This is a genomic window from Nocardia exalbida NBRC 100660, assembly GCF_000308575.1.
GTDB classification, from domain to species: Bacteria; Actinomycetota; Actinomycetes; order Mycobacteriales; family Mycobacteriaceae; genus Nocardia; species Nocardia exalbida.
Genome location: NZ_BAFZ01000165.1, coordinates 17,556 through 42,190, shown reverse-complemented (window position 1 = coordinate 42,190; position 24,635 = coordinate 17,556). Strand labels below are relative to the sequence as shown.

25 protein-coding genes and 2 pseudogenes are annotated in these 24,635 nt (G+C 67.9%); 15 read left to right on the top strand and 12 right to left on the bottom strand.

What is annotated here, in order from left to right:
- Positions 1-5: 5 nt before the first annotated feature.
- Both ON29_RS32860 and ON29_RS32855 read right to left on the bottom strand, forming a co-directional pair.
- Positions 6-1,961, bottom strand: coding sequence for a GMC family oxidoreductase N-terminal domain-containing protein (locus ON29_RS32860; RefSeq protein WP_040872144.1), 1,956 nt, complete (start codon positions 1,959-1,961; stop codon positions 6-8).
- A gap of 183 nt (positions 1,962-2,144) precedes the next feature.
- Positions 2,145-2,723, bottom strand: a complete 579-nt coding sequence (locus tag ON29_RS32855) for a hypothetical protein (RefSeq protein ID WP_157172996.1) — start codon at positions 2,721-2,723, stop codon at positions 2,145-2,147.
- 393 nt (positions 2,724-3,116) lie between these two features.
- Between ON29_RS32855 and ON29_RS32850 the strand changes: the two genes are divergently transcribed.
- Positions 3,117-4,316, top strand: coding sequence for a lipase family protein (locus ON29_RS32850; RefSeq protein ID WP_040872141.1), 1,200 nt, complete (start codon positions 3,117-3,119; stop codon positions 4,314-4,316).
- Positions 4,317-4,356: 40 nt separating this feature from the next.
- Here the strand turns inward: ON29_RS32850 and ON29_RS32845 are convergent, their stop codons facing one another.
- The 5 genes from ON29_RS32845 to ON29_RS32835 form a co-directional block, all read right to left on the bottom strand.
- A complete protein-coding gene (locus ON29_RS32845; RefSeq protein WP_063825398.1) occupies positions 4,357-5,112 on the bottom strand; it encodes a DUF6882 domain-containing protein in 756 nt (251 codons plus the stop codon).
- Between the two features lie 44 nt (positions 5,113-5,156).
- Complete coding sequence (locus ON29_RS37585) at positions 5,157-5,291, bottom strand: hypothetical protein (protein ID WP_281032590.1); 135 nt, start codon at positions 5,289-5,291, stop codon at positions 5,157-5,159.
- A 629-nt stretch (positions 5,292-5,920) separates the two neighbouring features.
- On the bottom strand, positions 5,921-6,289 hold the full coding sequence (locus tag ON29_RS32840) for a hypothetical protein (protein ID WP_040872139.1): 369 nt from the start codon (positions 6,287-6,289) through the stop codon (positions 5,921-5,923).
- A gap of 407 nt (positions 6,290-6,696) precedes the next feature.
- Positions 6,697-6,903 carry a DUF397 domain-containing protein gene (locus tag ON29_RS35275; protein WP_083864236.1) on the bottom strand — a complete coding sequence of 69 codons (207 nt, stop codon included), beginning with the start codon at positions 6,901-6,903 and terminating at the stop codon, positions 6,697-6,699.
- Positions 6,893-7,819, bottom strand: coding sequence for a helix-turn-helix domain-containing protein (locus tag ON29_RS32835; RefSeq protein ID WP_083864235.1), 927 nt, complete (start codon positions 7,817-7,819; stop codon positions 6,893-6,895). Before ON29_RS32835 ends, ON29_RS35275 begins: the two co-directional genes overlap by 11 nt.
- 305 nt (positions 7,820-8,124) lie before the next feature.
- On the opposite strand from ON29_RS32835, the gene ON29_RS36310 reads away from it, so the two are divergent.
- The gene (locus ON29_RS36310; protein WP_157172995.1) at positions 8,125-8,262 is read left to right on the top strand and encodes a hypothetical protein; all 138 of its coding nucleotides are present in this window, start codon (positions 8,125-8,127) and stop codon (positions 8,260-8,262) included.
- A 31-nt stretch (positions 8,263-8,293) separates the two neighbouring features.
- The gene (locus tag ON29_RS32830) at positions 8,294-8,560 is read left to right on the top strand and encodes a hypothetical protein (protein WP_040872137.1); all 267 of its coding nucleotides are present in this window, start codon (positions 8,294-8,296) and stop codon (positions 8,558-8,560) included.
- 231 nt (positions 8,561-8,791) lie between these two features.
- Here ON29_RS32830 and ON29_RS32825 read toward each other — a convergent pair whose 3' ends face one another.
- Together ON29_RS32825 and ON29_RS35270 are read right to left on the bottom strand one after the other, a co-directional pair.
- Positions 8,792-9,100, bottom strand: coding sequence for a hypothetical protein (locus tag ON29_RS32825; protein WP_040872135.1), 309 nt, complete (start codon positions 9,098-9,100; stop codon positions 8,792-8,794).
- Positions 9,097-9,432: pseudogene (locus ON29_RS35270) on the bottom strand (polymorphic toxin type 37 domain-containing protein); the annotation flags it as partial. The pseudogene ON29_RS35270 and the gene ON29_RS32825, both read right to left, overlap by 4 nt.
- A 123-nt stretch (positions 9,433-9,555) precedes the next feature.
- Between ON29_RS35270 and ON29_RS32820 the strand changes: the two are divergent.
- From ON29_RS32820 to ON29_RS32770, 12 genes and pseudogenes are all read left to right on the top strand, one after another.
- Positions 9,556-10,602, top strand: a complete 1,047-nt coding sequence (locus ON29_RS32820) for an alpha/beta fold hydrolase (RefSeq protein WP_040872134.1) — start codon at positions 9,556-9,558, stop codon at positions 10,600-10,602.
- A gap of 101 nt (positions 10,603-10,703) precedes the next feature.
- Complete coding sequence (locus ON29_RS36305; RefSeq protein WP_157172994.1) at positions 10,704-10,892, top strand: hypothetical protein; 189 nt, start codon at positions 10,704-10,706, stop codon at positions 10,890-10,892.
- A 309-nt stretch (positions 10,893-11,201) separates the two neighbouring features.
- Positions 11,202-11,630 carry a hypothetical protein gene (locus ON29_RS32815; protein ID WP_040872132.1) on the top strand — a complete coding sequence of 143 codons (429 nt, stop codon included), beginning with the start codon at positions 11,202-11,204 and terminating at the stop codon, positions 11,628-11,630.
- 35 nt (positions 11,631-11,665) lie between these two features.
- Positions 11,666-12,523: an alpha/beta fold hydrolase gene (locus tag ON29_RS32810; protein WP_051175873.1), complete on the top strand. Its 858-nt coding sequence runs from the start codon at positions 11,666-11,668 to the stop codon at positions 12,521-12,523.
- Between the two features lie 3 nt (positions 12,524-12,526).
- Positions 12,527-13,075: pseudogene (locus ON29_RS32805) on the top strand (oxidoreductase dimerization domain-containing protein); the annotation flags it as partial.
- Positions 13,076-13,208: 133 nt separating this feature from the next.
- On the top strand, positions 13,209-14,426 hold the full coding sequence (locus tag ON29_RS32800; RefSeq protein ID WP_040872130.1) for an acetyl-CoA C-acetyltransferase: 1,218 nt from the start codon (positions 13,209-13,211) through the stop codon (positions 14,424-14,426).
- A gap of 24 nt (positions 14,427-14,450) precedes the next feature.
- Positions 14,451-15,206, top strand: coding sequence for an SDR family oxidoreductase (locus tag ON29_RS32795; RefSeq protein WP_040872129.1), 756 nt, complete (start codon positions 14,451-14,453; stop codon positions 15,204-15,206).
- Between the two features lie 10 nt (positions 15,207-15,216).
- The gene (locus ON29_RS32790; protein WP_040872328.1) at positions 15,217-16,200 is read left to right on the top strand and encodes an NADPH:quinone oxidoreductase family protein; all 984 of its coding nucleotides are present in this window, start codon (positions 15,217-15,219) and stop codon (positions 16,198-16,200) included.
- Between the two features lie 41 nt (positions 16,201-16,241).
- Positions 16,242-17,003 carry a 3-oxoacyl-ACP reductase FabG gene (gene fabG / locus ON29_RS32785; protein WP_040872127.1) on the top strand — a complete coding sequence of 254 codons (762 nt, stop codon included), beginning with the start codon at positions 16,242-16,244 and terminating at the stop codon, positions 17,001-17,003.
- 14 nt (positions 17,004-17,017) lie between these two features.
- A complete protein-coding gene (locus ON29_RS32780) occupies positions 17,018-17,470 on the top strand; it encodes a MaoC family dehydratase (RefSeq protein WP_040872125.1) in 453 nt (150 codons plus the stop codon).
- 25 nt (positions 17,471-17,495) lie between these two features.
- Positions 17,496-18,497, top strand: coding sequence for an NADP-dependent oxidoreductase (locus tag ON29_RS32775; protein ID WP_040872124.1), 1,002 nt, complete (start codon positions 17,496-17,498; stop codon positions 18,495-18,497).
- A 15-nt stretch (positions 18,498-18,512) separates the two neighbouring features.
- The gene (locus ON29_RS32770; protein WP_040872122.1) at positions 18,513-19,139 is read left to right on the top strand and encodes a TetR/AcrR family transcriptional regulator; all 627 of its coding nucleotides are present in this window, start codon (positions 18,513-18,515) and stop codon (positions 19,137-19,139) included.
- A 40-nt stretch (positions 19,140-19,179) separates the two neighbouring features.
- Here ON29_RS32770 and ON29_RS32765 read toward each other — a convergent pair whose 3' ends face one another.
- The 3 genes from ON29_RS32765 to ON29_RS34205 form a co-directional block, all read right to left on the bottom strand.
- Positions 19,180-22,497, bottom strand: coding sequence for a protein kinase domain-containing protein (locus ON29_RS32765; protein WP_040872120.1), 3,318 nt, complete (start codon positions 22,495-22,497; stop codon positions 19,180-19,182).
- Positions 22,498-22,611: 114 nt separating this feature from the next.
- A complete protein-coding gene (locus ON29_RS32760; RefSeq protein WP_083864233.1) occupies positions 22,612-23,889 on the bottom strand; it encodes an MFS transporter in 1,278 nt (425 codons plus the stop codon).
- Positions 23,890-24,008: 119 nt separating this feature from the next.
- Positions 24,009-24,476 carry an RDD family protein gene (locus ON29_RS34205; RefSeq protein ID WP_051175872.1) on the bottom strand — a complete coding sequence of 156 codons (468 nt, stop codon included), beginning with the start codon at positions 24,474-24,476 and terminating at the stop codon, positions 24,009-24,011.
- Positions 24,477-24,635: the final 159 nt, after the last annotated feature.

Below are 24,635 nucleotides of genomic sequence, written 5' to 3'. Positions count from 1 at the left end.
ATTACTCAGACCAGCTGCGCGGCAAGCCGTTTCGCGTTCATGTAGGCGATCGCCTCGATCGAGACCATGGGATTGACGCCCGACGCCGTGGGGAAGCAGGACGCGTCGGCGACGACGATGTTGGCCGCCTCCCAGGTGGCGCCGTCCGGGTTGGTGGCCGATGTCTGCGGTGAGCCACCCATCCGCGCCGAGCCCATGATGTGCAGCGCGCCCAGGGAACACTGTCCCGGACCGTACCCGGCGGCCCGGCATGCGGCCGCGAAATCGGCATGCGACCCGCGCCGGCCGGGCTCATAGGAGACGCCTGCTTGGTGCCCGGAGAAGATGCGCTGCGCGCCCGCTGCCTCCAGGATGCTCGCCGCCCCCTCGAACCCGGTGTGCAGATGGGCGGCATCGTAATCCGACAACCGGTAGTTGACGATCGGCTCACCGCCGCGGTCGACGGATACGGTGCCCGAGTCGCGGTCACGTGTGATGATGCCGATCGCGTTCGAACGCGCGAAATCGAGCATGGTGGCCCGATGGTTCGCGGCGCCGCGCCAGCTCATGAACCCGGTGGCGAGACCGGGATGAATCGGGCCGGTTTCGTAGATCACGCCGTAGCCGTCGCCGTCCAGGTCGCTGTGCCGACGGCAGATCCTCGTCTGCAAGCCGCCTTCCCACGGCCGGATCTCTTCCTCGAACACGCCGAACACCGCGGCCGCCGGATGCAGGCGCAAGTGGCGGCCGATGTTGTCGTTGCGCAACCCGGAGCGCCGCAGCAACGCCGGAGTCTGGATCGCTCCGGCCGCCACCACCACCGCCCGGGCGCGCACCTCGATCGCCACACCGTCGGAGGTGACCGCGGAAACGCCCTGCGCCCGGCCGCCTCGCACGGAAATCCGGCGCACATCGGCGTCCACGACGAGCCGCGCGCCCCGATCGGCCGCATCGGCGAGCCAGGTCTTGGTCACCGACTGCTTGGCGCCCAACCGGCAGCCGTATCCGCAGCGACCGCACTCCACGTCGGCATCGCAGGCGTCGGTGACATTGCGCGGCAAGGTATCCACTTCCCAGCCCAGCGCCTGGGCGCCGCGTTCGAGAACACCGTCGCGGGCCGACAACACCGACCGCTGCTCGGTGACGCCGAGCCGGCGGCGCACCACCTCGAGCGCCTCGTCGAACTCGGCCTCGGCGAACTGGGCGGCGCCCAGCGCGGCCCACTCCGCCCGGACGTCCTGCGGCGTCGGCAAGGATGTGCTCCAGTTGACGACCGTTCCACCGCCCAGGCAGGTGCCCGCGACGAGGGTGATCTGGCCTTCGGTGGAACCGGGCGGCCCCGGCGCGTACAGGTGCTTCAGCCCGCCGAGTTCGCCGAGACCGAAATCGCGGTCGTCGTAATAGTTTCCGCGTTCCACCACGATGACGTCGAGACCCGCTTCGGCCAGCACCGCGGCCGCGACACCGCCTCCGGCGCCGGACCCGACGACCACGACATCACAGTGCAGTTCGGTGGTTTCGCCGAAGCGCAGCGGAGACAGCGCGGGCGCGGGCGCGGTCTGGAGCGGACCGGCCGGGGCCGGATAACCGATCTCCTTCCACAGCGGATTGACGCCCGAGGGGCCGGGGGTGATGTTGTAGGACAGCAGCGACGCTTGTTTGAGCGCCTGGAAGAGCACCCGCACCGACTCGATGCGGGAATCGGCGAGTCGCAGCAACGCCTGTTCCCGTTGCTCCTGCGTCAGTTTGGAGAAACGCCGCGGACCGCTGCCGGTGAGCAGGCCCGCCAGCCGCGAATCCCACAGGTTCAGCAGGGTGGCCAGTTGTTTCTTCTCGGCCTCGCGGGGATTGCGGCCCAGCAACTCGAAGACGGTATCGACGGCGCCGAGCGCGCTCGCCGACGGCAGCGTCAGCCCGTCGCCGGGGTTGAAGGTGTCGCAGATGATGTTCATCGCCGCGCGTTGCTTGGCTGTTGGTTGCATGTCGAGCAGTCCCCTTCGTTTCGCCAGTGAGTTCTATCACACAGCATGAACAACCACTAACTAAAGCCGCGTTCACCCAGGTGACAGCTACTTATCCGGAAGAATGGATGGCCACATAGCGATATGGGCACTATGCGGACCGTTCTCGCCGCACCCGCGCGGGCCGAGGGTTACCCTGGCCGTTCAGTCCGGGATGACGACTGCCGCCGCGTGGCCGACCGCCAGGAACGCGTGGACGACCGAGACGAGCGCGCTGCCGAGTTCCGCCGTCGGGTCCCCGCCGGTGCGCGCCAGCGACCACCGGGTGAACGTCCGTTCGGCGTGCACCGCGAGACGCAGCAACTCGGCGCGATACGACCCGAGCAGCGGCTGCTCGCAGGCTCCCAGCGCCGCGGCGGTGAGCTGGGCGCAGCGACCTATCGTCACCACGACCTCGAGCACCTCGTCCGGCACTGCCGTGATGAAGTGGGCGTCCGCGACGGTGGCCGCCGCGTGCGTGCGCTCCAGGACGCGGCCGAGGGCCTCGCCGAGTCCGGAGAATTGCGCGCGGTCGGCGGCCACCGGTCCGGACGCCAGGGCAGCGCTCAGGTTGGCCATGATCACGCCGAGTGCGTGCTCGACTCGGCGCAACCGATGGAGAATGCCGGACACGTCGACCGGGGAGCACCCGAAATCAGCCAGCACTGTCGCCGCCTCGACCAAAGTGGCGGCCGCCGCACGGAAGTAGATCTCGGTCGTCGCGCTCGCCGGTACCGTGCCCACACCCACTCCTCGGGTAGTAACCCTCGATCGGCCGCCTCCGCGTGTCGGCGCCGACCGGACAGCTTCGACCGGATAGCCTCGACAGCCCTGCGTCGTGCAGGCAGCAATCACACCAAGCTACCCGGATCTCTAATAATATCTCATAACATATAGCTAGTTTGCACTGGTAGATAGATGAAGCTTTTCAGAACGTTGATTTACTTATCGGCCGGTGACCACCCGGTGGATCTGCTGGCTACGACCACGCACCGAACCCACTCCGACACGACCTCGCAGAGGCCAGGGAGCCGCGCCCGAACCTTCGGCGATCTTCGAGTGACCGCGGGAGCCGACCACCCGCCGGTCCGAGCGCGATGATGGAGCGGACCCGATGATCATCGAGAGGATCCACGGATGGACCGTCTGAGGCGCTGCTTGGTCGCGGTGGTCGTCCTGCTGGGAGCCGCCGCCGGGTGCGCGGACACCGAGCGCGAATCGCCGCCTGACCGCGGTGCGATCGTATCGACCACTCCCCTGCTGAGTCTGCCGCCCGAGCAGACCGCCGCGCTGTTGGCCGACGGCGATATCCGCACGCCCGTCCGTAACGGCGTCGACGCTTTTCGCCTCGAGTACCGGACGATTACCCCGCAGGGCGAGCCGACCACCGCCAGCGGGCTGGTGGTGTTGCCGCGCACCGACTCTCGGCGGCTGCGGGTGGTCAGCTACGAACACGGGACCATGACGCTGAAGAGCGACGCGCCGTCGGTCGACACCCGCAATCTCTCCGACCGGCTGCGCACGGTGGCGTTCGCCGCCGCCGGGTACGCGGCGACGGCACCGGACTACTTGGGCCTCGGGAACGGTCCCGGAACGCATCCCTACACCCATGCGCCCTCCGAGACCAGCGCCTCGGCCGACCTGCTGCGCGCGGCCGAATCCCTCGCGGCACAACAGCACCGGGAGCTGGACCCGAATGTGCTGGTGACCGGTTTCTCCCAGGGCGGCCACGCCGCGATGGCGCTCGGCAAAGCGCTACACGCCGGAGCGATCCCCGGTTTCGGGGTCGCCGCCCTGGCCCCGATCAGCGGCCCCTACGACCTCCAGCACGTTCAGGCGCCCGCCGCGCTCGACGGGCGGGTCGTACCGGGTGCGGCGGTGCTGTTCCTCTCGTATTGGCTCACTTCGATGAACCGGATCCACCAGCTCTACGACGATCCGACCGAAGCTTTCCAGCAGCCCTATGCCGATAAAGTGGAAGAACTCTTCGACGGCTTCCACAGCGAGATCACCATCGTGACCTCGCTGGCCGCCACCCCCGCGCAAGTGCTGACCCCGCGGTTCCTCCAGTTGGCCATCGAACCGACCGGCGCAGCCGCCGCGGCCATCGCCGAGAGCGACGGCACCTGCGACTGGCAACCACGGGTGCCGGTCCGCCTCTACGCTTCCCACGGCGACCGCGCCGTCCCCTATCCCAACGCCGAGCACTGCCTGCGAGCTCTCGGCAGCGGCAACGCGACCCTGCGCGACCTGGGCGAGGTGGACCACGCCGGATCGGCCCGCATTGCCCTCCCCGACATCCTCGACTGGTTCCAGCAGAGGTTCCCGCCGAACTGACCGCGGCAGGCCGCAGCCGTCCGTCCGGACGGATGGACGGTCAGTGGGACGAGGCCGACTGCGTTCGCGCCTCGAAGGGCGAATCGATCGCCTCCGTCGCGAGTCGGATATCCAGGCTCGCGATCCGGCCGGAAGCGTCGAACTCCACTTCACCCGCCAGACCGTCGCCGCCGAATTCCAGCCACCGGTAGTCGTCGAGGAATTCGGTGCCCAGACCCCGCCGGTTCAGGTAGCTGTATACGGCGCGCCGGTGATCGGTCAGGGGCAGTGCGCCGAAACCATAGGCCAGGACGCGAGCGAGACCCGAGGGGGTGGGCGCGGGCAATTCGAACGCCGGGTGTTCGATGAGAAACGCGACGCAGGCGCCATCGATGACGCCGCAGTAGGAGTTCCAGCGCCCGCAGACGATCTTCGCGGCGTCCGCCATCAGCCCCGCCACCTGATAGGGCTCCGGGGCGGCGCCACCGAGCACCACCGGCAGTTCGGCCGAACACAATTCGGCGACACCGTATCGAAGGCCGAAGTCGCGCACCGTCTCCGAGGCACGCAGCAGCGAACGCGGGTAACCCCAGGGATTGACCCACCCCCACAGCCACGTCTCGGCGTCGGCCGTACCGAGCAGATGGACGTCGGTGCACACGAACGAGCCCTCGTCGCCCGCGAATTCGAGTCGGCGTTCTTCCAGGTCGACCTCCCACACGTGTGCGCCGAGCACGTCTTCGAGGTGGAGCCGATGCTCGAGTGACAGCAAGCCCGCGTCATCGAGAAGTCTCGTCAGTGGCACGGATTGGGGCACCGCGTCAGCGTAGTCAACGCGCAGTCACCGCTGCGACACCGCGCCTACGACGGCTTCCTGCCGGGCAACGGGTGCGGAAGGAAACCGTCGGCGAACAGCTGCATGGAGCCGCATTGATCGCACCGGTAGGCATGCTGCTGGACGACCTGCTGGCCCAGCTCGCTGGGGCGGTCGGTCATGAAGCCGGTATGTCTCCGCTTCCTGCTGCTCGATCCGCCGTTGCGCCTGATCGATGTAATGCCGGGCTTCCGACACAGTAATCCGACGGGCTTCGCTCCACGGCCCTTCGTAGACGCCGTCGACAGCGGTGCGAAGCTGCGCGAACTCCGCCTCGGAACAGCGCACCAACCGGGTACCGCAGAAACCACCCTCGGCGCGGTAGGTGATCTCGGCACGGGAAACGCCCTGTGGCAGACCTCTGTACAGTTTCACCCGCTTCGGATCATCCGCATCCGGCTTGAATTCGATCCCCCGCTCCGACACACCATCACGTTACCGCCGAGTGGGCGGCAAAGGCCCCCAGGCGGGCACGGCTACCTGGCTGTCAAGCCCGAGGTCATCCTCCGGACACCCGTGCCCGAACACTGGCTCAGCGCCGACATCAGCGACTGCGCCGGGCGGCGTACGAATAGGTATCAGCCCTGTGCACGGTACCGGTCCAAGCAAGGATGCACAGGAAATTCTTGGCAATCCATTGAATTCATTGGTGGACGGCCGTGTCGGTGGACAACCGCGAACGCTTTCGAGGCCGGAGAGTCTGGGTAATGAGCGACGGGAGGCTGTCGGTCCTTCACCCGATCAGCCTGCGCTACAGAAGCTCGATCCGATCGGGCTCGGGTAGTGCGTGTGGGCGCTGGTCCGTATACCAGGCGTACTCGACGCCGCTGAGCCAGCCGTTCTCGACCCACAGAATCACCTCGCCGAGCGGTGATCCATTGCGGTCGGTTACCGCTCCGCAGGCGAAGATCCCGTCCGGCGCATCAGATGCTTGCACCGCACCGGGCCGGACCGAAAGATCGATGCTGGGCGAACCGACACCCCAAGTTGCGACGACCTGCGCATACGGCACCTGCGCCAGGTACTCGGTGGCGCCAGGAGCATCCGAGGACAGCAGCTTGGTGGCGACGCTGATTTCGAGGTCGGTCAGTGTTCGCGGCGGAATCAGTGCACTACTCATCGGTCTGTGGCGGCGCACATCGTCTCAGCTTTCGTCGGTGAACGGTCGCGACACCCTCGGGCCGCCTGGTCTCCGCTGTGGCCGATCGACTTCGATCCGACCTCGATCGAGTGCGGCATACACACTGCTGTTGCCCGTCGATGCTTGCCGACCAGTGAGGACTCCGGCAGCGACCCTGACAAGCCCTTCGCGCCCAACACCGCGGCGACCAGATCGAACACCGCATCTGCCCGCCGGGTCGCATACGGCCGAACTCACGCCCGAGCGTCGGCAGGTCCGCCGACCCGCCGACACAGCCGATGTTGCGCAACGATATTCGTCGAAGCTCTCGGTCTCGGAAGTCCTGCTGTCCCTGAAGCGTGCCCACTGTCGTGCCCAATGAATACCGCCGATCGAGCAGGCGCAGCTCAGGGCCGGTCGAATGCCCCGCCGCGCGCCCCCGACACGAACACGTCCCACTCCGAAGGCGTGAAGACCAGCACCCCACCGTGAGGATTCTTCGAGTCGCGAACCCCGATGCGCCCGCCGTCCAGATGCGCGATCTCGACGCACTCACTACCAGCAGAGCTATGGGTGCTCTTGAACCAGCGTGCTCCGGATAGATCAACGGACACAGTCGAACTCCTTCGCTACCTGCCGTAGCAGACGCTTGCTGTTGGGCGTGTCCAACGCTACCCGGCGTATGACGTCGATTGCAGCTTTGTACCTACGCACAGTATTGGCACGTTCGAGGTAGATGTCGCCTGTGTAGCTCTGGACGTGGACTACTGGCGGCTCCAATGGCCGACCGTCGTCATCGGCGTCGAAATCCAAGATCGTGAATGGACCGGTCGATGTTCCCAGCGGGAACCCGGCACCGAACGGTACAACGTAGACGCGAACGTTCGGCGGCAGGTCTGCCAGGTGTCGCGCCTGCGCCGACATGATCCGTGGAGCGCCGACGACCCGCCTGATCGCCGCCTCGTCCAGCACGAGCATCGCTGCCAGCGGAGCGAAATCACGGGTTATCAACGCCTGCCGGTTGCGCCGGACACGCACCCGCCGTTCGATCTCCTCGGCGGTGTCCATCGGGAAGTAGGCACGATCCAGCGCCCTTGCGTAGTCCGGGATCTGGAATAGTCCGGGCACCATGTCGGGCCGATAGAACGTGAGATGGGAGGCCGCCGCCTCCATTTGCACGTAGGCGTTGAACGTCGGATTCACCTGATCGGGAAACTCGTCCAACCACGACGGCGTCCTCCCTTGCGCCGCTAGCGATTTCAACACCGGCAACATGTCCACCCGCTGATACAGCCTGCACAGCCGCCGCAGATCCTCCTCCCGGACGACCACGTTCGGCGCACCGGTTTCCAATCGGTGCAGCGTCCCCGCTCCGCGCCCGATGGCCCGCGCCGCCACTTCGATGGACAGTCCCGCCTCCTGCCTCATCCCGCGCAGGCACCGGCCGAGGCTCCGGTGTGGAACGCCTCCCGTCCCGCGAATATCGGCTTTGAGCTGCCGAATACCGGCGCTCGAATCGCTCTCCCCCATACTGTTTGCTCCCTTCCGTGGAATATTCACACCGGCTGATTGAAATATTCTGAAAGTCGTTGTGGAAGGCCCTATTTCGTCCTGCCGGAGGCTATTGTGCAGGGTCGCTGGAAGGTGTCCAGGGATTTTGCCACTTTCTGTCGCGAATTCGCGCGGGAATGTCCCTACGGCTCGCATCCGGTGCTCCACTGACCGCGTGATCGGCGCGGTGTGCCTCCGCATTCGCCGCCACCGGACAGTGGGAGGACACATGACCAACGCACTAACGCGTTCCGTTCCCCCGGGCTCGCGCCCCCTACAAGGGCGTGCCGCTGCCCGTGCTCGAGCGCTACGCCGACGCGCTGCGGCAGTGGGCCGACGCACCCGAACGTCCCGGAGGCGGGGTGCCGACCCCTCCCCCGCCTCCGGTGACCCTCACCGAAGCCCTGTCATGGACCGAATGACCCGGCATCGGCCCGTCCACGCGCGCAGGTCGTGACCGTGCGCCACTACCACGTCACAGTGCACTGCTGCGGCCCACGCTGGCTCATCCACGTACCCGCCGTGGACCGCTGGACGGTGACCGGAGACAAGTCCACGATCCGATCCACCGCCCGCCAGATGATCGCGGCCATGACCGGACACGGCGATGACTCGTTCGCACTCCACCTCGTCGCGGGCAGAGCGTTGCGCGACGCGGAGGAGTTCGCGGTGGGATGCCGCGTGCTGACTCGCTGGCAGCCGCCAGGGAAGCAGGCTTGACCGAGGGCTCGTGGTTATTGGGCAGATGTGCCGAAAATAGAGCTATGCCAGCACTTTTCAGGGTCGCGGAACCAAGGGCCGATTCGACTGTTGTCGAGCCGGCGAAGTTCGAGTAGTACCAGACGTCGGTCGCCTCCAGCACCGCCCATCCGTCGCCCATCTGCCTTCTCCTCGGATCGCAGCAGCAGTCGTCGTGTCTTCCGAGCGCCTGCCGAGTACCAAACGACCGGCCTAACTCGACGTGCCGAAGACGGAGTCACGCCAGTAACTCTCGGGTTTACGGAACCACTCGCCGATCCGTTCTGTGTCGAACACTCGTAACTGCGACATGTCGACGTGGTATCGATGAAACAGGGATACCAGTTCGTATACGGATTCGTCATCGGCCGTGGCGTCGACTTTTATGTAGAGCGTTCGCAGCTCACCTTCGTATGACCGCACGGCAGGAATCTTGTCGAGCCACTCGAAAAAGGCCGCTTCATCGAACGGTGACCCGTACCTCACACCGGATGCCTCCAGCGCGATCTCACTGTCGTTCATCGCCGTTTGCCTCCCGGATAGATGTTGTCATAACTGCCGTCCTTGCCCTGCACATCCCAGTGGGGTCCACCATGGGCGACACTGCCTTGCCCGGTCGGCACCCACACATTTCCATCGGCATCTTCCCAGCCGAAGCGAGGGCCCTTGGGACTCGGATTCGGCACCCACCGGTCACCGCCTTTCGGTGGCACAAATCCTTCCGCTTCACCTGGACGGCCGGGCGCCTTCGGCCCGTCGGGATCGTAGGCGTTGGCCGGAGGCTTGTAGTTGGCGTTGACCCTGTCGTCCCAGGCCGAATGCGCTGCGGTGCCGGTCGCGGCGATGACCGACAGTCATCCGTGGGGCAGCGGCAGTCACCGATTACGTCATCCGACGGACGCGTCGGGATACGGGGGCTGCCTAGCGTCGATGGCGACCGGATGCGGTCAGGAGCCGAGCCTTCCGAGGGAGTTGCGATGACCATCAACAGACGACGATTGTTCGGCGGAGCGCTGACCGTGGGCGCCGCGGGGGTGGCCGCCGGCTCACTCGCCGCCTGCTCGGCCGCGGGGTCGACCACCGCCACCGCGCCGGCGGGCGCAGCCCTGCGCGTAGGGGCGGGCACACATACGACCCTCGGCCCGGTCAAGCAGATCGACGCGGGGCTGCTGAACGTCGGTTATGTCGAGTACGGCTCCGCCACCGGCACACCGGTGCTGCTACTGCACGGCTGGCCGTACGACCCCTTCAGCTACGCCGACGTCGGGCCGCTGCTCGCGACGGCCGGTTACCGAGTGATCGTGCCCTACCTGCGCGGTTACGGACCGACGACGTTCCGGTCGGAGCGGACCGTCCGCAACGCCCAGCAGTCGGCGATCGCGCGCGACGTGGTCGATCTCATGGACGCGCTGGGGATCGACGCGGCCATCCTCGGCGGATTCGACTGGGGATCGCGCACCGCCGACATCGTTGCCGCGCTATGGCCTCAACGCTGCCGGGCCCTGGTCTCGGTGAGCGGATACCTGGTCACCTCGTTGACCGGCAACCAGCAGCCGCTGCCCCCACAGGCCGAACTCGGCTGGTGGTATCAGTACTACTTCGCCACCGAGCGCGGCCGCCTCGGCTACGCCCGCAACCGGCACGACTTCAACAAGCTGATCTGGCGCAACGCCTCGCCGCAGTGGAACTTCGACGACGCCACCTACGACCGCAGCGCGGCGGCGTTCGACAACCCCGACCACGTCGACCTCGTCGTCCACAACTACCGCTGGCGCCTGGGGCTGGCGCCGGGCGAACCGCAGTACGACGGCTACGAGCAGCAACTCGCGGCCGCTCCGCCCATCGTCGTGCCCACCATCACCCTGGCCAGCGACTTCGACGGCGCGGCCAAGGACGGCGCGCCCTACCGCGGCAGGTTCACCGGCCGATACCAGCACCGGGTGCTCGACGGCATCGGGCACAACGTGCCACAAGAGGCTCCGAAACCTTTCGCCCAAGCGATCATCGACGTCGACCACCTGTGAGGCCGGTGCGTCGAACACCCGTGGTATTGCTGCACGGCGCGTGGTTGCACGCGTCGTCGTGGCAAGGGTGGACCCGGGGTCTCACGAGCCGGGGGTACGCGGTGAGCGCTCCCCGATGGCCGGGTGAGCCGGACACCGTGGCCGCGACCCGCGCCGATCCTTCCGGGTGGCGCGGTCTCGGGCTGGCGGCACTGACCGCGCAGGATCAGCGACCTGCCGCCCCGGGCGGTCACGAACGAGAAAAGCTGCGCCTGCTCGTCGTCGCGGCCCACCATCGCCGCGGCATATGACTCCATGTCGGTCGCTCCTCTCGCGCTGCGGCAAGACTAACCGGTCGGTTCCGGAGCGACGACGCTTTGCCGCGGCGGCGATACCCAGGTCATTCGACCGTTCGCGCGCCCGGCACGAGCCGCCGAAGTGCCGGGGAAGATACGTCACCGCTACGTCATCCGACGGATTCGGCGCTGTGCCCTCGGCAGCGATGCTCGACAGGCAGCTGGAACCGTCACCGCGGGCCGGCGGCGCGGCCCGCCCGCCGGGCCACCGGACACCGGCGTCCCGCCCGTCCGGACTTCGTACCGATACCCAGGAGCAGCCTCATGACCACGGTCCGTTTCCATTTGCAGTCCACCCTCTCTCCGGCCGAGGTCGTGCGGGTGCTCACCGACTTCGGCCCCGGCCGTGCCGAAGCGTGGCCGACCATCGACGCCGAGCACTTCGTCGTGCACGAACGCGGCGAGACCTGGGCCGAGGTCACCGAGGGCACCGCAGCCGCCTGGGAGCGGGCGCGCTACGAATGGGAGCCCGGGGGCGACACCGTCCGGATCAGCACGCTGGACTCCAAGCTCTTCGGCGCTGGCGGCGGCTGGGTTTTCCGGGCGGTGCCGCAGAACGAAGGCTCCCGCGTCGAGATCGAATTGCTCCGCACGCCAAGCACTCTCAAGGGCCGGGCCCTGGCCCTGCTGCTGCCCCTGATCGGCCCTTCCTCGCTGCGCAAATCCTTCGCCGGCCCGCTGCGTGCCGCCTGACCTCCCCCTGACTCATCCACCGAAGCGAGGCCATCATGAAACACACCCGACGCCGCGGCGTCCGTATCCCCCGGCTCGCTCACGCAGCGACCGCGCTGGCGGCCGTGGTGGCCGGGGGCGCGCTGGCCGTGGCGTGCACCGCGAGCACCACCACCCACGCCGATCCCACGCCGGACGCGCCGCGACCGACCATCGTCCTCGAACACGGGGCCTTCGCCGACGGTTCGAGCTGGAACGAGGTCATCGAGCGCCTCACCCACGACCGGTATCGCGTCGTCGCCGCGGCGAATCCGCTGCGCGGACCCGCCGCCGACGCCGCCGCGCTGAAAGCCTTGCTCGGCACCATCGACGGACCCGTCGTCCTGGTCGGGCACTCCTACGGCGGCTCGGTGATCAGCGCGGCGGCAGCGGGCAATGCCCAGGTGGAAGCACTCGTCTACGTGGCGGCATTCCTGCCCGCCCCCGGGGAGACGGCGCTCGACCTCACCGGCCGCCACCCCGGCTCGACACTGCCCGCCGCCCTGGGCCGCATTCCCTCCAGCGGGGCCGACGGCACGACGGGTGAGGACCTCTACATCCGGCAGGACGCGTTCCACGACCAGTTCGCCGCCGACGTCTCCGCCGCTCGCGCGGCCCTCATGGCAGCCACCCAACGCCCCATCGCGCAGTCCGCCCTCACGGAGCCCGCCACGGCGGCGGCCTGGACCGACAAGCCCACCTGGGACGTGATCACCACCGAGGACCGCAACATCCCCGTCGCGGCCCAGCGGTTCATGGCCGAACGCGCCCACGCCCACGTCACCGAAGTGGCCGCCTCGCATTCGGTGGCCGTCTCCCATCCGGGCGTCGTCGCCGACGTCATCGAACAGGCCGCCCAGGGCGCGCACCGATGACCACTCATCGCCGACGAACTGCCGCGGGCGACGGGGCGCGCACCCCGCACCGACGACATCGGACTCGAGACCATCGGACTGACCCCTGGGCAGTGGCTTGACACCGACGACACCTTCGCCGTGACCGCGGTCGGCGGAGACTGGCTGTACGCCGTCGGCGATGTCAATCACCGCGTGCTGCCGACCCACCAGGGCAAGTACCAAGCGCGGGTCGCGGGCGCCGTCATCGCCGACCGTGCCCGCGGTCTCGCCCTCGACACCGGCGTGTGGAAGCGGCACGCGGGCACCGCCGACCGGGTGGCGGTACCGCAGGTGGTGTTCACCGACTCGGAGATCGCCGCCGTCGGCCTCACCACCGAGGACGCGGAGCGCTCCGGGCGGAAGGTCGACGTGGTCGACTACGACATCGGCCGGGTCGCCGCGGCGGTGCAGCACACTCCCGGCTATCGGGGCCGCGCGCGGATCCTCGTGGACCCGGACCGGCACCCCTTCCCCACCATCAGCGAGGTGTGGCTGCGCCTGCTGGAGACCTATCGCGACCACCGGCGCTGACCCGTTCTCCGCCACCGATGTGCCCTGTGTCACACCCCAAATCGACAGTGACGTATTGACCACCGCCGGTCCGTCCAGCATGGTGTCGAGAGGTTAACAAGCGCTCAGTAACTTGCTCGAGAGGTTCGCAGTCATGCCCGAAGCCGTCATCGTCTCTGTCGCCCGGTCACCGATCGGTCGCGCCGGCAAGGGTTCCTTGCGCGATCTCCGGCCCGACGACTTGGGGGCGCAGATCGTCCGGGCCGCGCTGGCGAAGGTGCCCGCACTCGGTCCGAACGGCATCGACGATTTGATGCTCGGGTGTGGTCAGCCCGCCGGCGAGTCGGGCTTCAATCTCGCTCGGGTGGTGGCGATCCTGGCCGGCCTGGATCGCGTGCCCGGCACAACGGTCAACCGGTACTGCTCGTCGAGTTTGCAGACGACCCGGATGGCGCTGCACGCGATCCGAGCCGGCGAGGGCGACGTCTTCCTCTCCGCCGGTGTGGAAACTGTGAGCCGCTACGTGAAGGGCAATGCCGACAGCCTGCCCGACACCCAGAACCCGGTATTCGCCGACGCGGTGCGCCGGACCGAGGAATTCGCCGCGGGAGGCGAGATCTGGACCGACCCGCGCACAGAGGGTCTGCTGCCCGACATCTATATCGCGATGGGGCAGACCGCGGAGAACGTGGCGCAACTGTGCGGCGTGAGCCGTGCCGAACAGGATGCTTTCGGTGTCCGCAGCCAGAACCTCGCCGAAGCCGCCCTCGCCAATGGGTTCTGGGAACGCGACATCACCGCCGTCACCCTCCCCGACGGCAATGTCGTCTCGAAGGACGATGGCCCGCGGCCCGGAGTCACCCTGGAGAAGGTCGCCGAACTGAAGCCGGTATTCCGGCCCGATGGGACGGTGACGGCCGCCAACTGCTGCCCGCTCAACGACGGCGCGGCCGCGGTCGTGATCATGTCCGACACCAAGGCCGCCCAGCTCGGCGTGACGCCGCTGGCTCGGATCGTCGCGACCGGAGTCAGCGCGCTGTCGCCCGAGATCATGGGCCTGGGACCGGTGGAGGCGTCGAAGCAAGCGCTGGCCCGCGCCGGGATGACCATCGACGACGTCGACCTGGTCGAAATCAACGAAGCCTTCGCCGCCCAGGTCATTCCCTCGGCGCGCGAGCTGGGCGTCGACTTCGACAAGCTCAACATCAACGGCGGCTCGATCGCGGTCGGTCATCCGTTCGGCATGACCGGCGCCCGCATCACCAGCACCCTGATCAACTCCCTGCAGTTCCATGACAAGCAGATCGGTTTGGAAACGATGTGCGTCGGCGGCGGTCAGGGCATGGCGATGGTGCTCGAGCGCCTGTCGTAACCGCTGACTCCACAAAGGGACTCAATGATGAACAGATTCGAAGGCAAGACAGCGATCGTCACCGGTGCGAGCCGGGGCATCGGGCTCGGCATCGCGCAGCGCTTGGTGGACGAGGGGGCGAGAGTCGTGATCACCGCCCGCAAACAGGACGCCCTCGACGAAGCGGTGGAAACGCTGGGCGGCCCCGACCGCGCGCTGGCCGTCGCGGGCCGTGCCGATGACGTGGAGCACCAGGCGGAGACCGTCGCGCGCGCGATCGACACGTTCGGAAGCGCCGATCTCCTCGTCAACAACACCGGCATCAACCCGGCGTTCGGGCCGATGGTCGATCTGCCGTTGGAGGTGGCCCGCAAGATCGTCGAGGTCAACTGTCTGGCCGCGTTGTCGTGGGTGCAGCAGACCTACCGGGCCTGGATGAAGGACTTCGGGGGCGCGATCGTGAACGTGTCGTCGGTCGCCGGTATCAAGCCCGCGCCCGGCATCGGCTTCTACGGTTCGAGCAAGGCGATGCTCACGCACATCACCCAGGAACTCGCGGTCGAACTCGGCCCGAATCTGCGCGTCAACGCCGTCGCCCCGGCGGTGGTGAAGACGAAGTTCGCCACCGCTCTCTACGACGGCCGGGAGGACGAGGTCGCCGCGGCCTACCCGCTCAAGCGGCTCGGCGTGCCCGAGGACATCGGCAGTGTGGTGGCGTTTCTGCTGTCCGACGACGCGAGCTGGCTGACGGGGCAGTTGCTGGTCGTGGACGGCGGCGTCACGCTGACGGGTGGTGTCTGAGATGGCGCGGATGAAGGCATGGCGCGTCCACGAGCTGGGCGAACCGCGCGCGGTGCTGCGGCTCGATGACGTGGAAGTTCCCGAGCCCGGGCCGAGTCAGGTCGTCGTGCGGGTCTCCGGCGCCGCGGCGAACTTTCCCGATGTGCTGATGTGCCGCGGCCGCTATCAGGTCCGGCCGCCGTTGCCGTTCACGCCCGGCGTCGAATTGTGTGGCGAAGTGGTGGCGCTCGGCGCCGCCGTGGCCGGAATCGCTGTGGGCGACCGGGTGCTAGGAGGCGCGGCGCTGCCCCACGGTGGTTTCGCGGAATTCGCCGTGCTGGAGGCTGCCCAGACGTTCCCCGCGCCGCCGTCGTTGGATGACGCGGAGGCGGCCGCACTGTTCATCGGCTACCAGACCGGCTGGTTCGGGCTGCATCGGCGCGCCGGATTGTCGGAGGGCGAGACCCTCCTGGTGCATGCCGCGGCGGGTGGCGTGGGCAGCGCCGCGATCCAGCTCGGCAAGGCCGCGGGCGCCCGGGTGATCGGAGTCGTCGGCGGTCCCGAAAAGGCGGCCTACGCCAGGGATTTGGGTGCCGACGTGGTCATCGATCGTCACCAGCGGGACTTCGTCGAGGTCGTCAAGGACATCACCGGCGGTCGTGGTGCCGACGTGATCTACGACCCGGTCGGCGGCGAGGTGTACCAGCGGTCCACGAAATGCATCGCCTTCGAGGGACGCATCGTGATCGTCGGGTTCGCCGGCGGCGAGATACAAACCGCCGCGTTGAATCACGCACTGATCAAGAACTATTCGATTCTCGGTTTGCACTGGGGTTTGTACAACACCCAGGATCCGGCCGCCGTCGCCGAATGCCACCGCGCGCTGACCGCACTCGCCGCCGATGGTGCGATCCGCCCGCTGGTCAGTGCCCGGCTGAGACTGGAGGACGTCGCCGACGCCGTGCAGCGACTCGCGGACGGCGAGACCGTCGGCCGCGTGGTCTACACGCCCTGAGCACAAGATTTTCAACGCAATCACATCTTCGAGGAGTAATCATGACCCATTCGACACAGCGGGTCGCGGTCGTCACCGGCGCGGCTCGCGGAATCGGCGCCGCCGTCGCCCGGCGGCTGGCCGCTGACGGTATGGCGGTAGCCGTGCTCGATCTGGACGAGGCCGCCTGCACGACGGTCGTCGACGAGATCGAGTCGGCCGATGGCCGCGCGCTCGCGCTCGGTGTCGATGTTTCCGACGAGGCCGCGGTCACCCGGGCGATCGATCGCGTGGCCGCCGAACTCGGCGCACCGGCGGTGCTGGTCAACAACGCCGGGATCCTGCGCGACAATCTGCTGTTCAAGATGAGTGCCGACGACTGGGATGCCGTCCTGAATGTGCACCTGCGCGGGTCGTTCCTGCTGGCCCGGGCGGTGCAGGCGCATATGATCGAGCAGAGGTGGGGTCGCATCGTGAACCTGTCGAGCACCTCGGCACTCGGCAACCGTGGCCAGGCCAACTACGCGGCCGCCAAGGCCGGCTTGCAGGGATTCACCAAGACGCTCGCACTCGAACTCGGCAAGTTCGGCGTCACCGCGAACGCGGTGGCCCCGGGTTTCATCGAGACGGAGATGACCGCGGCCACCGCCGCGCGGATGAACATTCCCTTCGAGGAGTTCAAGACGGCGATGGCCGCCCAGATTCCGGTCGCCCGTACCGGCACTCCCGCCGACGTCGCGCACACCGTGTCGTTCCTGGTGAGCGAGGGCGCCGGATTCGTGTCCGGCCAGGTGATCTACGTGGCCGGCGGCCCGCGGAACTGAACGGAGGAAGACCTGTGCGGGTATTCGAGGGCTTGTCCGAGCTGGCGTCCGCAGTCGGAACCCACCTCGGCTACAGCGATTGGCACGCGGTGACCCAGGAACAAATCGATCGCTTCGCCGAAGCTACCGGGGATCATCAATGGATCCATGTGGATCCCGCGAAGGCCGCCGCCGGACCGTTCGGCACCACCGTCGCCCACGGGTTTCTCACCCTGTCGATGGTGCCGATGCTGGCCGGACAGGTGTATACGGTGCGGGGCCTATCGATGGGCGTCAACTACGGCACCAACAAGGTGCGATTCCCGACTCCGGTCCCGGCCGGATCCCGGGTGCGAGCCGGTGTCGAGCTGGTCTCGCTCGTGCCGGGCACGATCGGATCGCAGGCGGTGATCCGAGTGACCGTGGAGCTCGAGGGCTCGGACAAGCCCGCGTGTGTAGCCGAGACGGTCGCGGTGCTGGTGCCGTGATGACCGATCAGGAGGAGGAGAACACGTGACGACAACCCAGCAGGTGCGGCTCGCGAAACGGCCGTCGGGGCTGCCCGACGCGGGCACCTGGAACCTGACGACCGAGGAACTGCCCGCGCTGTCCCCGGGCCGGATCCTGGTCGCGGTGAATTTCATCTCCCTCGATCCGGCCATGCGCGGCTGGCTCAACGACGTGCGCTCGTATGTGCCTCCGGTCGGGGTCGGGGAGGTCATGCGGTCGCTGGATATCGCGACCGTTGTGGAGTCGACGCATCCGGACTTCGCCGTCGGCGACACCGTCAGCGGAACCTTCGGCGTGACCGAATACGCGATCCACGACGGCCGCGGGGTGCAGAAGGTCGATTTGACCGCGGCGGGCGGTCCGACCTGGTTGGGCACGTTGGGAATGCCGGGAATGACAGCCTATTTCGGCTTGCTCGAGGTCGGCGACCTGCGAGCCGGAGACACGGTGGTGGTCTCCGCGGCCGCAGGTGCCGTCGGCAGCATCGCCGGTCAGATCGCGAAGATCAAAGGCGCGACGGTGATCGGGATCGCGGGCGGCGCCGAGAAGTGCCGGATGCTGACCGAGGAACTCGGCTTCGATGCGGCCATCGACTATCGCAGTGAGAACGTCCTGCCGCGGCTGCGGGAGGTCGCTCCGGAGGGGATCGACGTCTATTTCGACAATGTCGGCGGTGACATCCTCGATGCCGCGCTCGCCAATCTCCGGCGTGGCGCCCGCGTCGTCATCTGTGGTGCGATCTCGGCGTACAACGCGGAGAAGCTCCCCCCGGGACCTTCGCGGTATATGTCACTGCTCGTCCACCGGGCGTCCATGACGGGCTTCGTCGTTTTCGACTACGCGGATCGTTACGGCGAGGCGGTCGCGGAGATCTCCGGGTGGCTGGCCGAGGGCAGGATCAAGAGCAGGGAGCACGTCGTGGACGGCGGGGTAGCTCGCTTCGGTGAGACCTTGAACATGCTGTTCACGGGGGCCAACACCGGCAAACTCGTGCTCGCCGTGTAGAGCCATACTGTCCAGGTGACCGATACAGAGGACCGCTCGCGCGCGGACCAGACCCGAGCGCGGCTGCTCGACGCGGCGGTGATCGCCTTCGCCGAACGCGGCTTCCACGGCTCGACGACCCGCGACATCACATCGATCGCCGGAGTGAGCACGGGGGCGATCTACGTCTACCACCGATCCAAGGAAGAGTTGCTCTACCAGATCTCGCGCGCCGGTCACCTGGACACCCTGGAGCGCGTCCGCACTGCCATCGCTTCGGCACAAGACCCCGCCGAACAACTGATCGCCGTGATGAGGGAGTTCACCATCCATCACGCCCGCGCCCATACCGTCGCCCGCATCATCAACTATGAACTCGCCGCTCTCAGCCCGGAACATCAACAGGAGATCAAGCAGACCCGGCGTGCCATCGAAGGAGAGGTCCGGAGCCTGATCGAGCGAGGGGCGGCCGCCGGGGTGTTCGAGAACTCGAATACCCATATGGCCGCGACCGCTCTGCTCTCGCTCGGAATAGACATCGCGCGCTGGTATCACGAGGGTGGTTCCTGGTCGCCGGAGGACATCGGCGACTATTACGCGAACCTCGCGCTACGGATCGTGGGCGCTCGGCGGCCGAGTCACCCCGATTCCCCTCGATCCTGAAGATCCGATTCATGCGGGGAGCTACGCGGTCGGATCGGGGTCAAGAACTCGCTTGCCGGGCTTGATCCACGAACCAGGCCGCGATCTGAGTGCGTGAGGTGAAGCCGAGTTTGGTCAGGATGTGTTCGACGTGGCCCTGGACGGTACGTTGCGAAACCACCAGCTTGTTGGCGATCTGCTTGTTGCTGAGCCCTTGGGCGACGAGGTCGGCGACCTGCCGCTCCCGCTTGGTCAGTCGCGCAGCCGGGCTCGACGCGAGCGCCGCGTCGGTGGGCTGTTCCCCGAGAGCGTACGCGACGGCGGCGTCCACTCCCATCGCCTGGCCTTGCCGAAAGGCGGTGTCGAATCTGCGAGCACCGAGAGCGCCTCGCGTCGTTCGCTCGCATTCCTTGTGAAAGCGCGACATGCTCAGCAAGACGGCGCGCACGCTGCCGCAGGCCAGCCAGTTTCCCTGGGCGGCTCCCAGCAGCACAGCGGCGCGTTCGACATCGCCCCGGTCGGCGACCGTCCAGGCCAGCGCCTCGATGCCGAACGCGGTGAGCACCGGACTGTTGGACCGCCGATTGATTCGCAACGCCTCCTCCAGCAACCGTTGGGCACGGTCTCGCTCGCCCTGCTGGTGTGCGGCGACGCCCAAGCCGCGCAACGCAGTCGCACGATAGAGCAGTTCGCCTCGGGCTTCGGTGAGGGAAAGCACCCGGCGGTAATGCTCGGACGCCCGGGTCATGTCGCCGCGCAGTTCGTATGACCACGCGAGGATGGCCAGCGCACTGACGTAGAGTTCTCCCGCCGGGTCAGCGCCGAGCAGCTCCACCGCCCGTTCGAGGGACGAGGACGCGTCGGCCGCTTCGCCCCTGGCGAGTGCGACGACGCCGGTGGCGTAGGCAAGCTGTCCCTCGATGGCGGGGGTGGGGACCTGGGCGGCGAGTGCTCGTCCCTCCGCCAGGAAAGCGGCGGTGGCCTGGAAATCCCCCTGGGGCGCGGCAACCTCGCAGGCCGCGCGGAGGGCACCGATGCGGTCGGGTATCGATTGCGCGCCGGGATGGGCGAGGACGCGGTCGATCCAGAATCGGCCTTCCCCGTACAGGCCGCAAAAGCTCCAGAACTCGTGCAGCGCCGAGGCGATGCGCAAACCCGCTTCAGCCGCTGCCCGGCTGTTCTCGGTCAGGCAGGTTTCGAGCGCTTCGCGCAGGTTGGGTTGTTCACGTTCGAGCCGGGCGATCCATTCGGGCTGCCGGGGGCTGATCCACTCGGCTTCGGCGTTCAGCGCCATCCGTTGGTACCAGTCGCGGTGCCTACGGCGCAGCTCGGTGTCCTCGCCGGACTCCCGCAGTTTCTCCCGGCCGTAGTCTCGCAAAGTCTCGAGCATCCGGATGCGCACGACGGAATGCGATTGCTCCCGGATCAGGATCGATTTGTCCACGAGGGCCGACAGCACATCCAGCGGACTTCGAGCGGCGTCGTCGAGGGCCATCATGTCGGTACCGCAGATTTCTTCGGCGGCGTCGAGTTCGAAACTGCCGGCGAACACCGACAGCCGTGCCCACAGCTGCTGTTCGGCGCGGGTGCACAACTCGTAGCTCCAGGCGATACACCACCGCAGCGTTTGCTGCCGCGCGGGGGCGGTGCGGCTGCCGCGGGTGAGCAGCGCGTACCGGTCGGTGAGCCGGGCCAGGATCTGCTCCGGCGACATGGTGCGCATCCGGGCCGCGGCCAGCTCGATCGCCAGCGGCAACCCGTCCACCTGGGCGCAGATTCCGGCGACGGCGGCCTTGTTGTCCTCGTCGAGCTCGAAGTCCGGCACCGCGTCCGCGGCGCGGTCGGCGAACAACGTCACCGCGTCGAAGCGCGGCAACCCCGCCAGGGTTGGCTCCCGTTCCGGGTCCGGCACCAGCAACGGCGCCACCCGCAGCACCGTCTCTCCGGCGATATTCAGCGGTTCCCGGCTGGTGGCCAGGATCCGCAGATCCGGACAAGTCCGCAGCAACGTCTCCGTCAGCCCGGCTACGGCCTCCACCACGTGCTCGCAGTTGTCCACCACGACCAGCGTTTCGCGCGAGGCCAGGAAGTCGGTCAGAACCTCGAGCAGCGGCGCGGCCGACTGGTTCCGTACGCCGACGGCGGCTGCGACCACGTCGACCAGCAGGGCCGGATCCGACACCTCGGCCAGCTCGACCAGCCACACCCCGTCGGCGAAATCGCGGCGCACCTGCGTCGCCGCGCGCAGCGCCAGCCGTGTCTTGCCGACACCTCCGATGCCGGTCAACGTCACCAGCCGCGAGGCCGACAGCAATTTCTTCAGTTGCGACACTTCGGCGCGCCTGCCGACGAAACTGGTCAGCTCGAGCGGCAGCTCGCCGCTATGGTCCCGCGCAGCCGCCATCGACGTACGCCACTCCCGCGACGGTGGTTTCTCGCCCCGACGCCCGAGTATCCCGTCGGGATGCGCGAGATTCGATTCGCCCAGCAACGCCATCTCACCTACCGAGAACCCGTGCCCCTGCTGCACCTGCCGGATGGCCTCACCCAGCGCCGCGGCCGACGGCCGCTCATGGCGGTCTCGGCTCATCGCGGCTTCCACCACCGCCGAGACGTCCTCGGGGATACCTATCTCGCGTAGGTCCGGCACCGGCTGGGTGGACATCCGGACGAACTGTGCCACCACGTTCTCGCCGCTGTGCCGCTCGAACGCGGCATGCCCGGTCAGCGCGCAGAACAGCGTGGCGCCGAGCCCGTAGACGTCCGCGGCCGGGGTCGGATCGACGCCTTCGAGCACTTCCGGTGCGGTGAACGCGGGCGACCCGGTCACAATGCCCGCAGCCGTCTGGAATCCGCCGGCGATATGCGCGATACCGAAATCGGTCAGCGCGGGCTCCCCGTACTCGGTGAGCAGGATGTTTCCCGGTTTCACGTCCCGATGCACGATACCCACGCGATGCGCGTCGGCCAGTGCACCGGCGATCTTCACCCCGATCGACAACACCCTCTCCAGAGGAAGCGGACCATGCTGTCGTATCCACGCGTCCAGCGAATTCAGCGGGTGATACGGCATCACCAGAAAGGGCTGCCCGCTACCGATCGCACCGGTCTCCAGCACGGTGACGATGTTCGGATGCGCCGTCAACCTGCCCATCGCGCGCTGCTCCCGCGCGAACCGGGCCTGGTTGTCGGCGTCCAGTTCCGCGGACAGCACCTTCACCGCCACCGTCCGGTCGAGCGCAACCTGTCGGCAGCGATACACCACACCGAAACCCCCGCGACCGATCTCCACCGCGTTCTCGAAACCAGCCGCGGCCAGCTCCGCCGTGAGAGGCGTTGTCACCTCACGGCGTGTCCGCAGCGGATCGTCATCGGTCATCGCTCGGGCGTAACCCCATCAGCATGTCTCCGACAGCAGGCAACATGCGCGCACCTTTCACCACTGCCCAGCGTATCGCCGAAACCTCGACGACGGCCCACACCGTCCAAACGGTTACCTACCGTCCATCGCCGACACATCCCGCACGCCGCGCTCGAGGGCACGATCTCCTGCACGCCGTCCCGCAACCGCCCGGAGATCGGTTCCGGTGCGCGACGTGGTCAAGGTGACCACCATGGCGGTAGCGATGGCCGCGGCGGCGAGTGCGGCGGTGGCGGGCCAGCCGAACCAGCCGACGGCGGCGGCGCCGAACGCGGCGCCGCCGCTGCCGCCGATGAAGTAGACGATCATGTAGGCGCTGTTGAAGCGAGCCGGGGCGGCCGGGTCGATGGCGAGGACCGTGCTCTGGTTCGCTACCTGGGCCGCGAACAGTCCGGCGTCGAAGAGGCCGAGGCAGACGAGGGTTACGACCGTATTCGACAGGAAGGCGCCCAGAGCCGCCGAGGCGGCGATGGCGAGCACGAGCCCGATCGCGATCACCCGCCGCGCGCCGATGCGGTCGGTCCACGCCCCCGAGATGCGAGTGGCGGCGACACCGAGGAGTCCGGCGAAGGCGTACATGCCGATCCGTTCGGGCGAGTATGAGAACGGCGGCTGGGACAGCGCGACCGGGAGTCCGGCCCAGATCGTGCAGAAGGCGAAGAACCACAGGGCGCCGCGACCGGCCGCCAGGCGCAGGGCCGGATATCGGCCGTGTAGTCCGGGAAGTCCGCGCACCGTTGCCAGATAACCCACCGTGGCATTCCCCGCTACGGCGGGAAGCGCGAACCGGGCGGTGACCGCGACAGCCGCGCACGCCACCGCGAACGCGAGAAGCGTTCCGCGCCAACCGATCGCATCCGTCAGCCAACCTCCGACGATCCGCCCCGCGAGGATGCCCGCCGAAATGCCCGCCGTGACGACGCCAAGGACAGTGGCCCGCCGTCGTGGTCGCGCGAGACGTCCGGCCACCGAGCTCAATTGCGCACCGACCGATGATCCCGCCCCGATCAGGCCGACAACCGAGCCGAGCAGCCAGGCCGAATCGACCACCGCGCTCGCCGCCAGAGCGATGGCCAGGGCGCCGAACTGGGCCGACAGCACCACCCGCGGCGAGAACCGGTCGACCAGCGGTACCAGAAGCGCCAGCCCCACCAGATAGCCGAGCGACCCGCACGCCAGAGCGGTGCCGACCGCCGCGAGTGAGGCGTGTAGCGAACCGGCGACCTCCGCGATGGCCGGTTGCAGCGGATAGATGGTCGCGGTGCCGAGCGCGGCCGCCAGCGACATGAACCAAACGACGGGTGTCCGCAGCGCAGTGCCCCGGGTGTCCGGAGTCGAATCCGTTCTCATCGCACCGACGCTAGGAGTACCGAGCCCCGGACTCCGGCGGGAAAAGGACGCGATAGTTGCGCTGTTCGGCAGCTTTCGAACTGGTGAGGTTCGGTGCGTGCGCGAGTTGCCGCCGATGCCTACGCCGGGTGGCGCTGGTCGCGGCGGCGCACCGTGCGCAACCCGCAGGCCTGGCCTACGCTCGCGCCTTCGAGCAGGTATTGCAGCCCGATCACCACGAATCCGAACAACCATCGTGCGACCGTCTGCCATATACGCGGACGTCGGCCGTCCTTCCATCGCACTACCCGCATTCCGAACACCAATTTCGCGAGACTGCCGCGCAACAGGAGTGTGCCGAGTACGTGGTTGGCGAATGACACCGCGAGCACACAAGGAACGAACGCGCCGAGGAATTCCGCGACACCGTCGGAGGCAGGAAAGACACGCTGCGACAATGCCAATCCGACGATCAGCGCTATCAGGGCGTCGGTCGTCGCGGCCAGGGCGAGGCGGTTCTCCCCCGCCTCGTCCGGCGCAGCCGCCCGGGGTGCGGGCGCCTGGCCGCGTGGCCGGCTTCGGTTGGGACCGGGGCGTGTTGCGTTCACGCGACGTATTGTGGCCCAGCTCGACGACTGTCCCCACCCGGTGCGATGCCCGCCTCCCGCGAGATGGCGCTGCCGCCGGCTCGTCCCGGTGGGTGGTTATTTCACGGTAGACAACGGCCGATGTCCGCGAGCACGTTCGCGGCGGACGCCGCCTGCCGG

Coding starts and splice junctions, on each gene's coding strand:
- ON29_RS32860 (WP_040872144.1), bottom strand. CDS start 1,961: ATGCAACCAACAGCCAAGCAACGCGCGGCGATGAACATCATCTGCGAC.
- ON29_RS32850 (WP_040872141.1), top strand. CDS start 3,117: ATGGACCGTCTGAGGCGCTGCTTGGTCGCGGTGGTCGTCCTGCTGGGA.
- ON29_RS37585 (WP_281032590.1), bottom strand. CDS start 5,291: ATGACCGACCGCCCCAGCGAGCTGGGCCAGCAGGTCGTCCAGCAGCAT.
- ON29_RS32840 (WP_040872139.1), bottom strand. CDS start 6,289: ATGAGTAGTGCACTGATTCCGCCGCGAACACTGACCGACCTCGAAATC.
- ON29_RS32835 (WP_083864235.1), bottom strand. CDS start 7,819: ATGGGGGAGAGCGATTCGAGCGCCGGTATTCGGCAGCTCAAAGCCGAT.
- ON29_RS32825 (WP_040872135.1), bottom strand. CDS start 9,100: ATGAACGACAGTGAGATCGCGCTGGAGGCATCCGGTGTGAGGTACGGG.
- ON29_RS32820 (WP_040872134.1), top strand. CDS start 9,556: ATGACCATCAACAGACGACGATTGTTCGGCGGAGCGCTGACCGTGGGC.
- ON29_RS32815 (WP_040872132.1), top strand. CDS start 11,202: ATGACCACGGTCCGTTTCCATTTGCAGTCCACCCTCTCTCCGGCCGAG.
- ON29_RS32810 (WP_051175873.1), top strand. CDS start 11,666: ATGAAACACACCCGACGCCGCGGCGTCCGTATCCCCCGGCTCGCTCAC.
- ON29_RS32800 (WP_040872130.1), top strand. CDS start 13,209: ATGCCCGAAGCCGTCATCGTCTCTGTCGCCCGGTCACCGATCGGTCGC.
- ON29_RS32795 (WP_040872129.1), top strand. CDS start 14,451: ATGATGAACAGATTCGAAGGCAAGACAGCGATCGTCACCGGTGCGAGC.
- ON29_RS32790 (WP_040872328.1), top strand. CDS start 15,217: ATGAAGGCATGGCGCGTCCACGAGCTGGGCGAACCGCGCGCGGTGCTG.
- fabG (WP_040872127.1), top strand. CDS start 16,242: ATGACCCATTCGACACAGCGGGTCGCGGTCGTCACCGGCGCGGCTCGC.
- ON29_RS32765 (WP_040872120.1), bottom strand. CDS start 22,497: ATGACCGATGACGATCCGCTGCGGACACGCCGTGAGGTGACAACGCCT.
- ON29_RS32760 (WP_083864233.1), bottom strand. CDS start 23,889: ATGAGAACGGATTCGACTCCGGACACCCGGGGCACTGCGCTGCGGACA.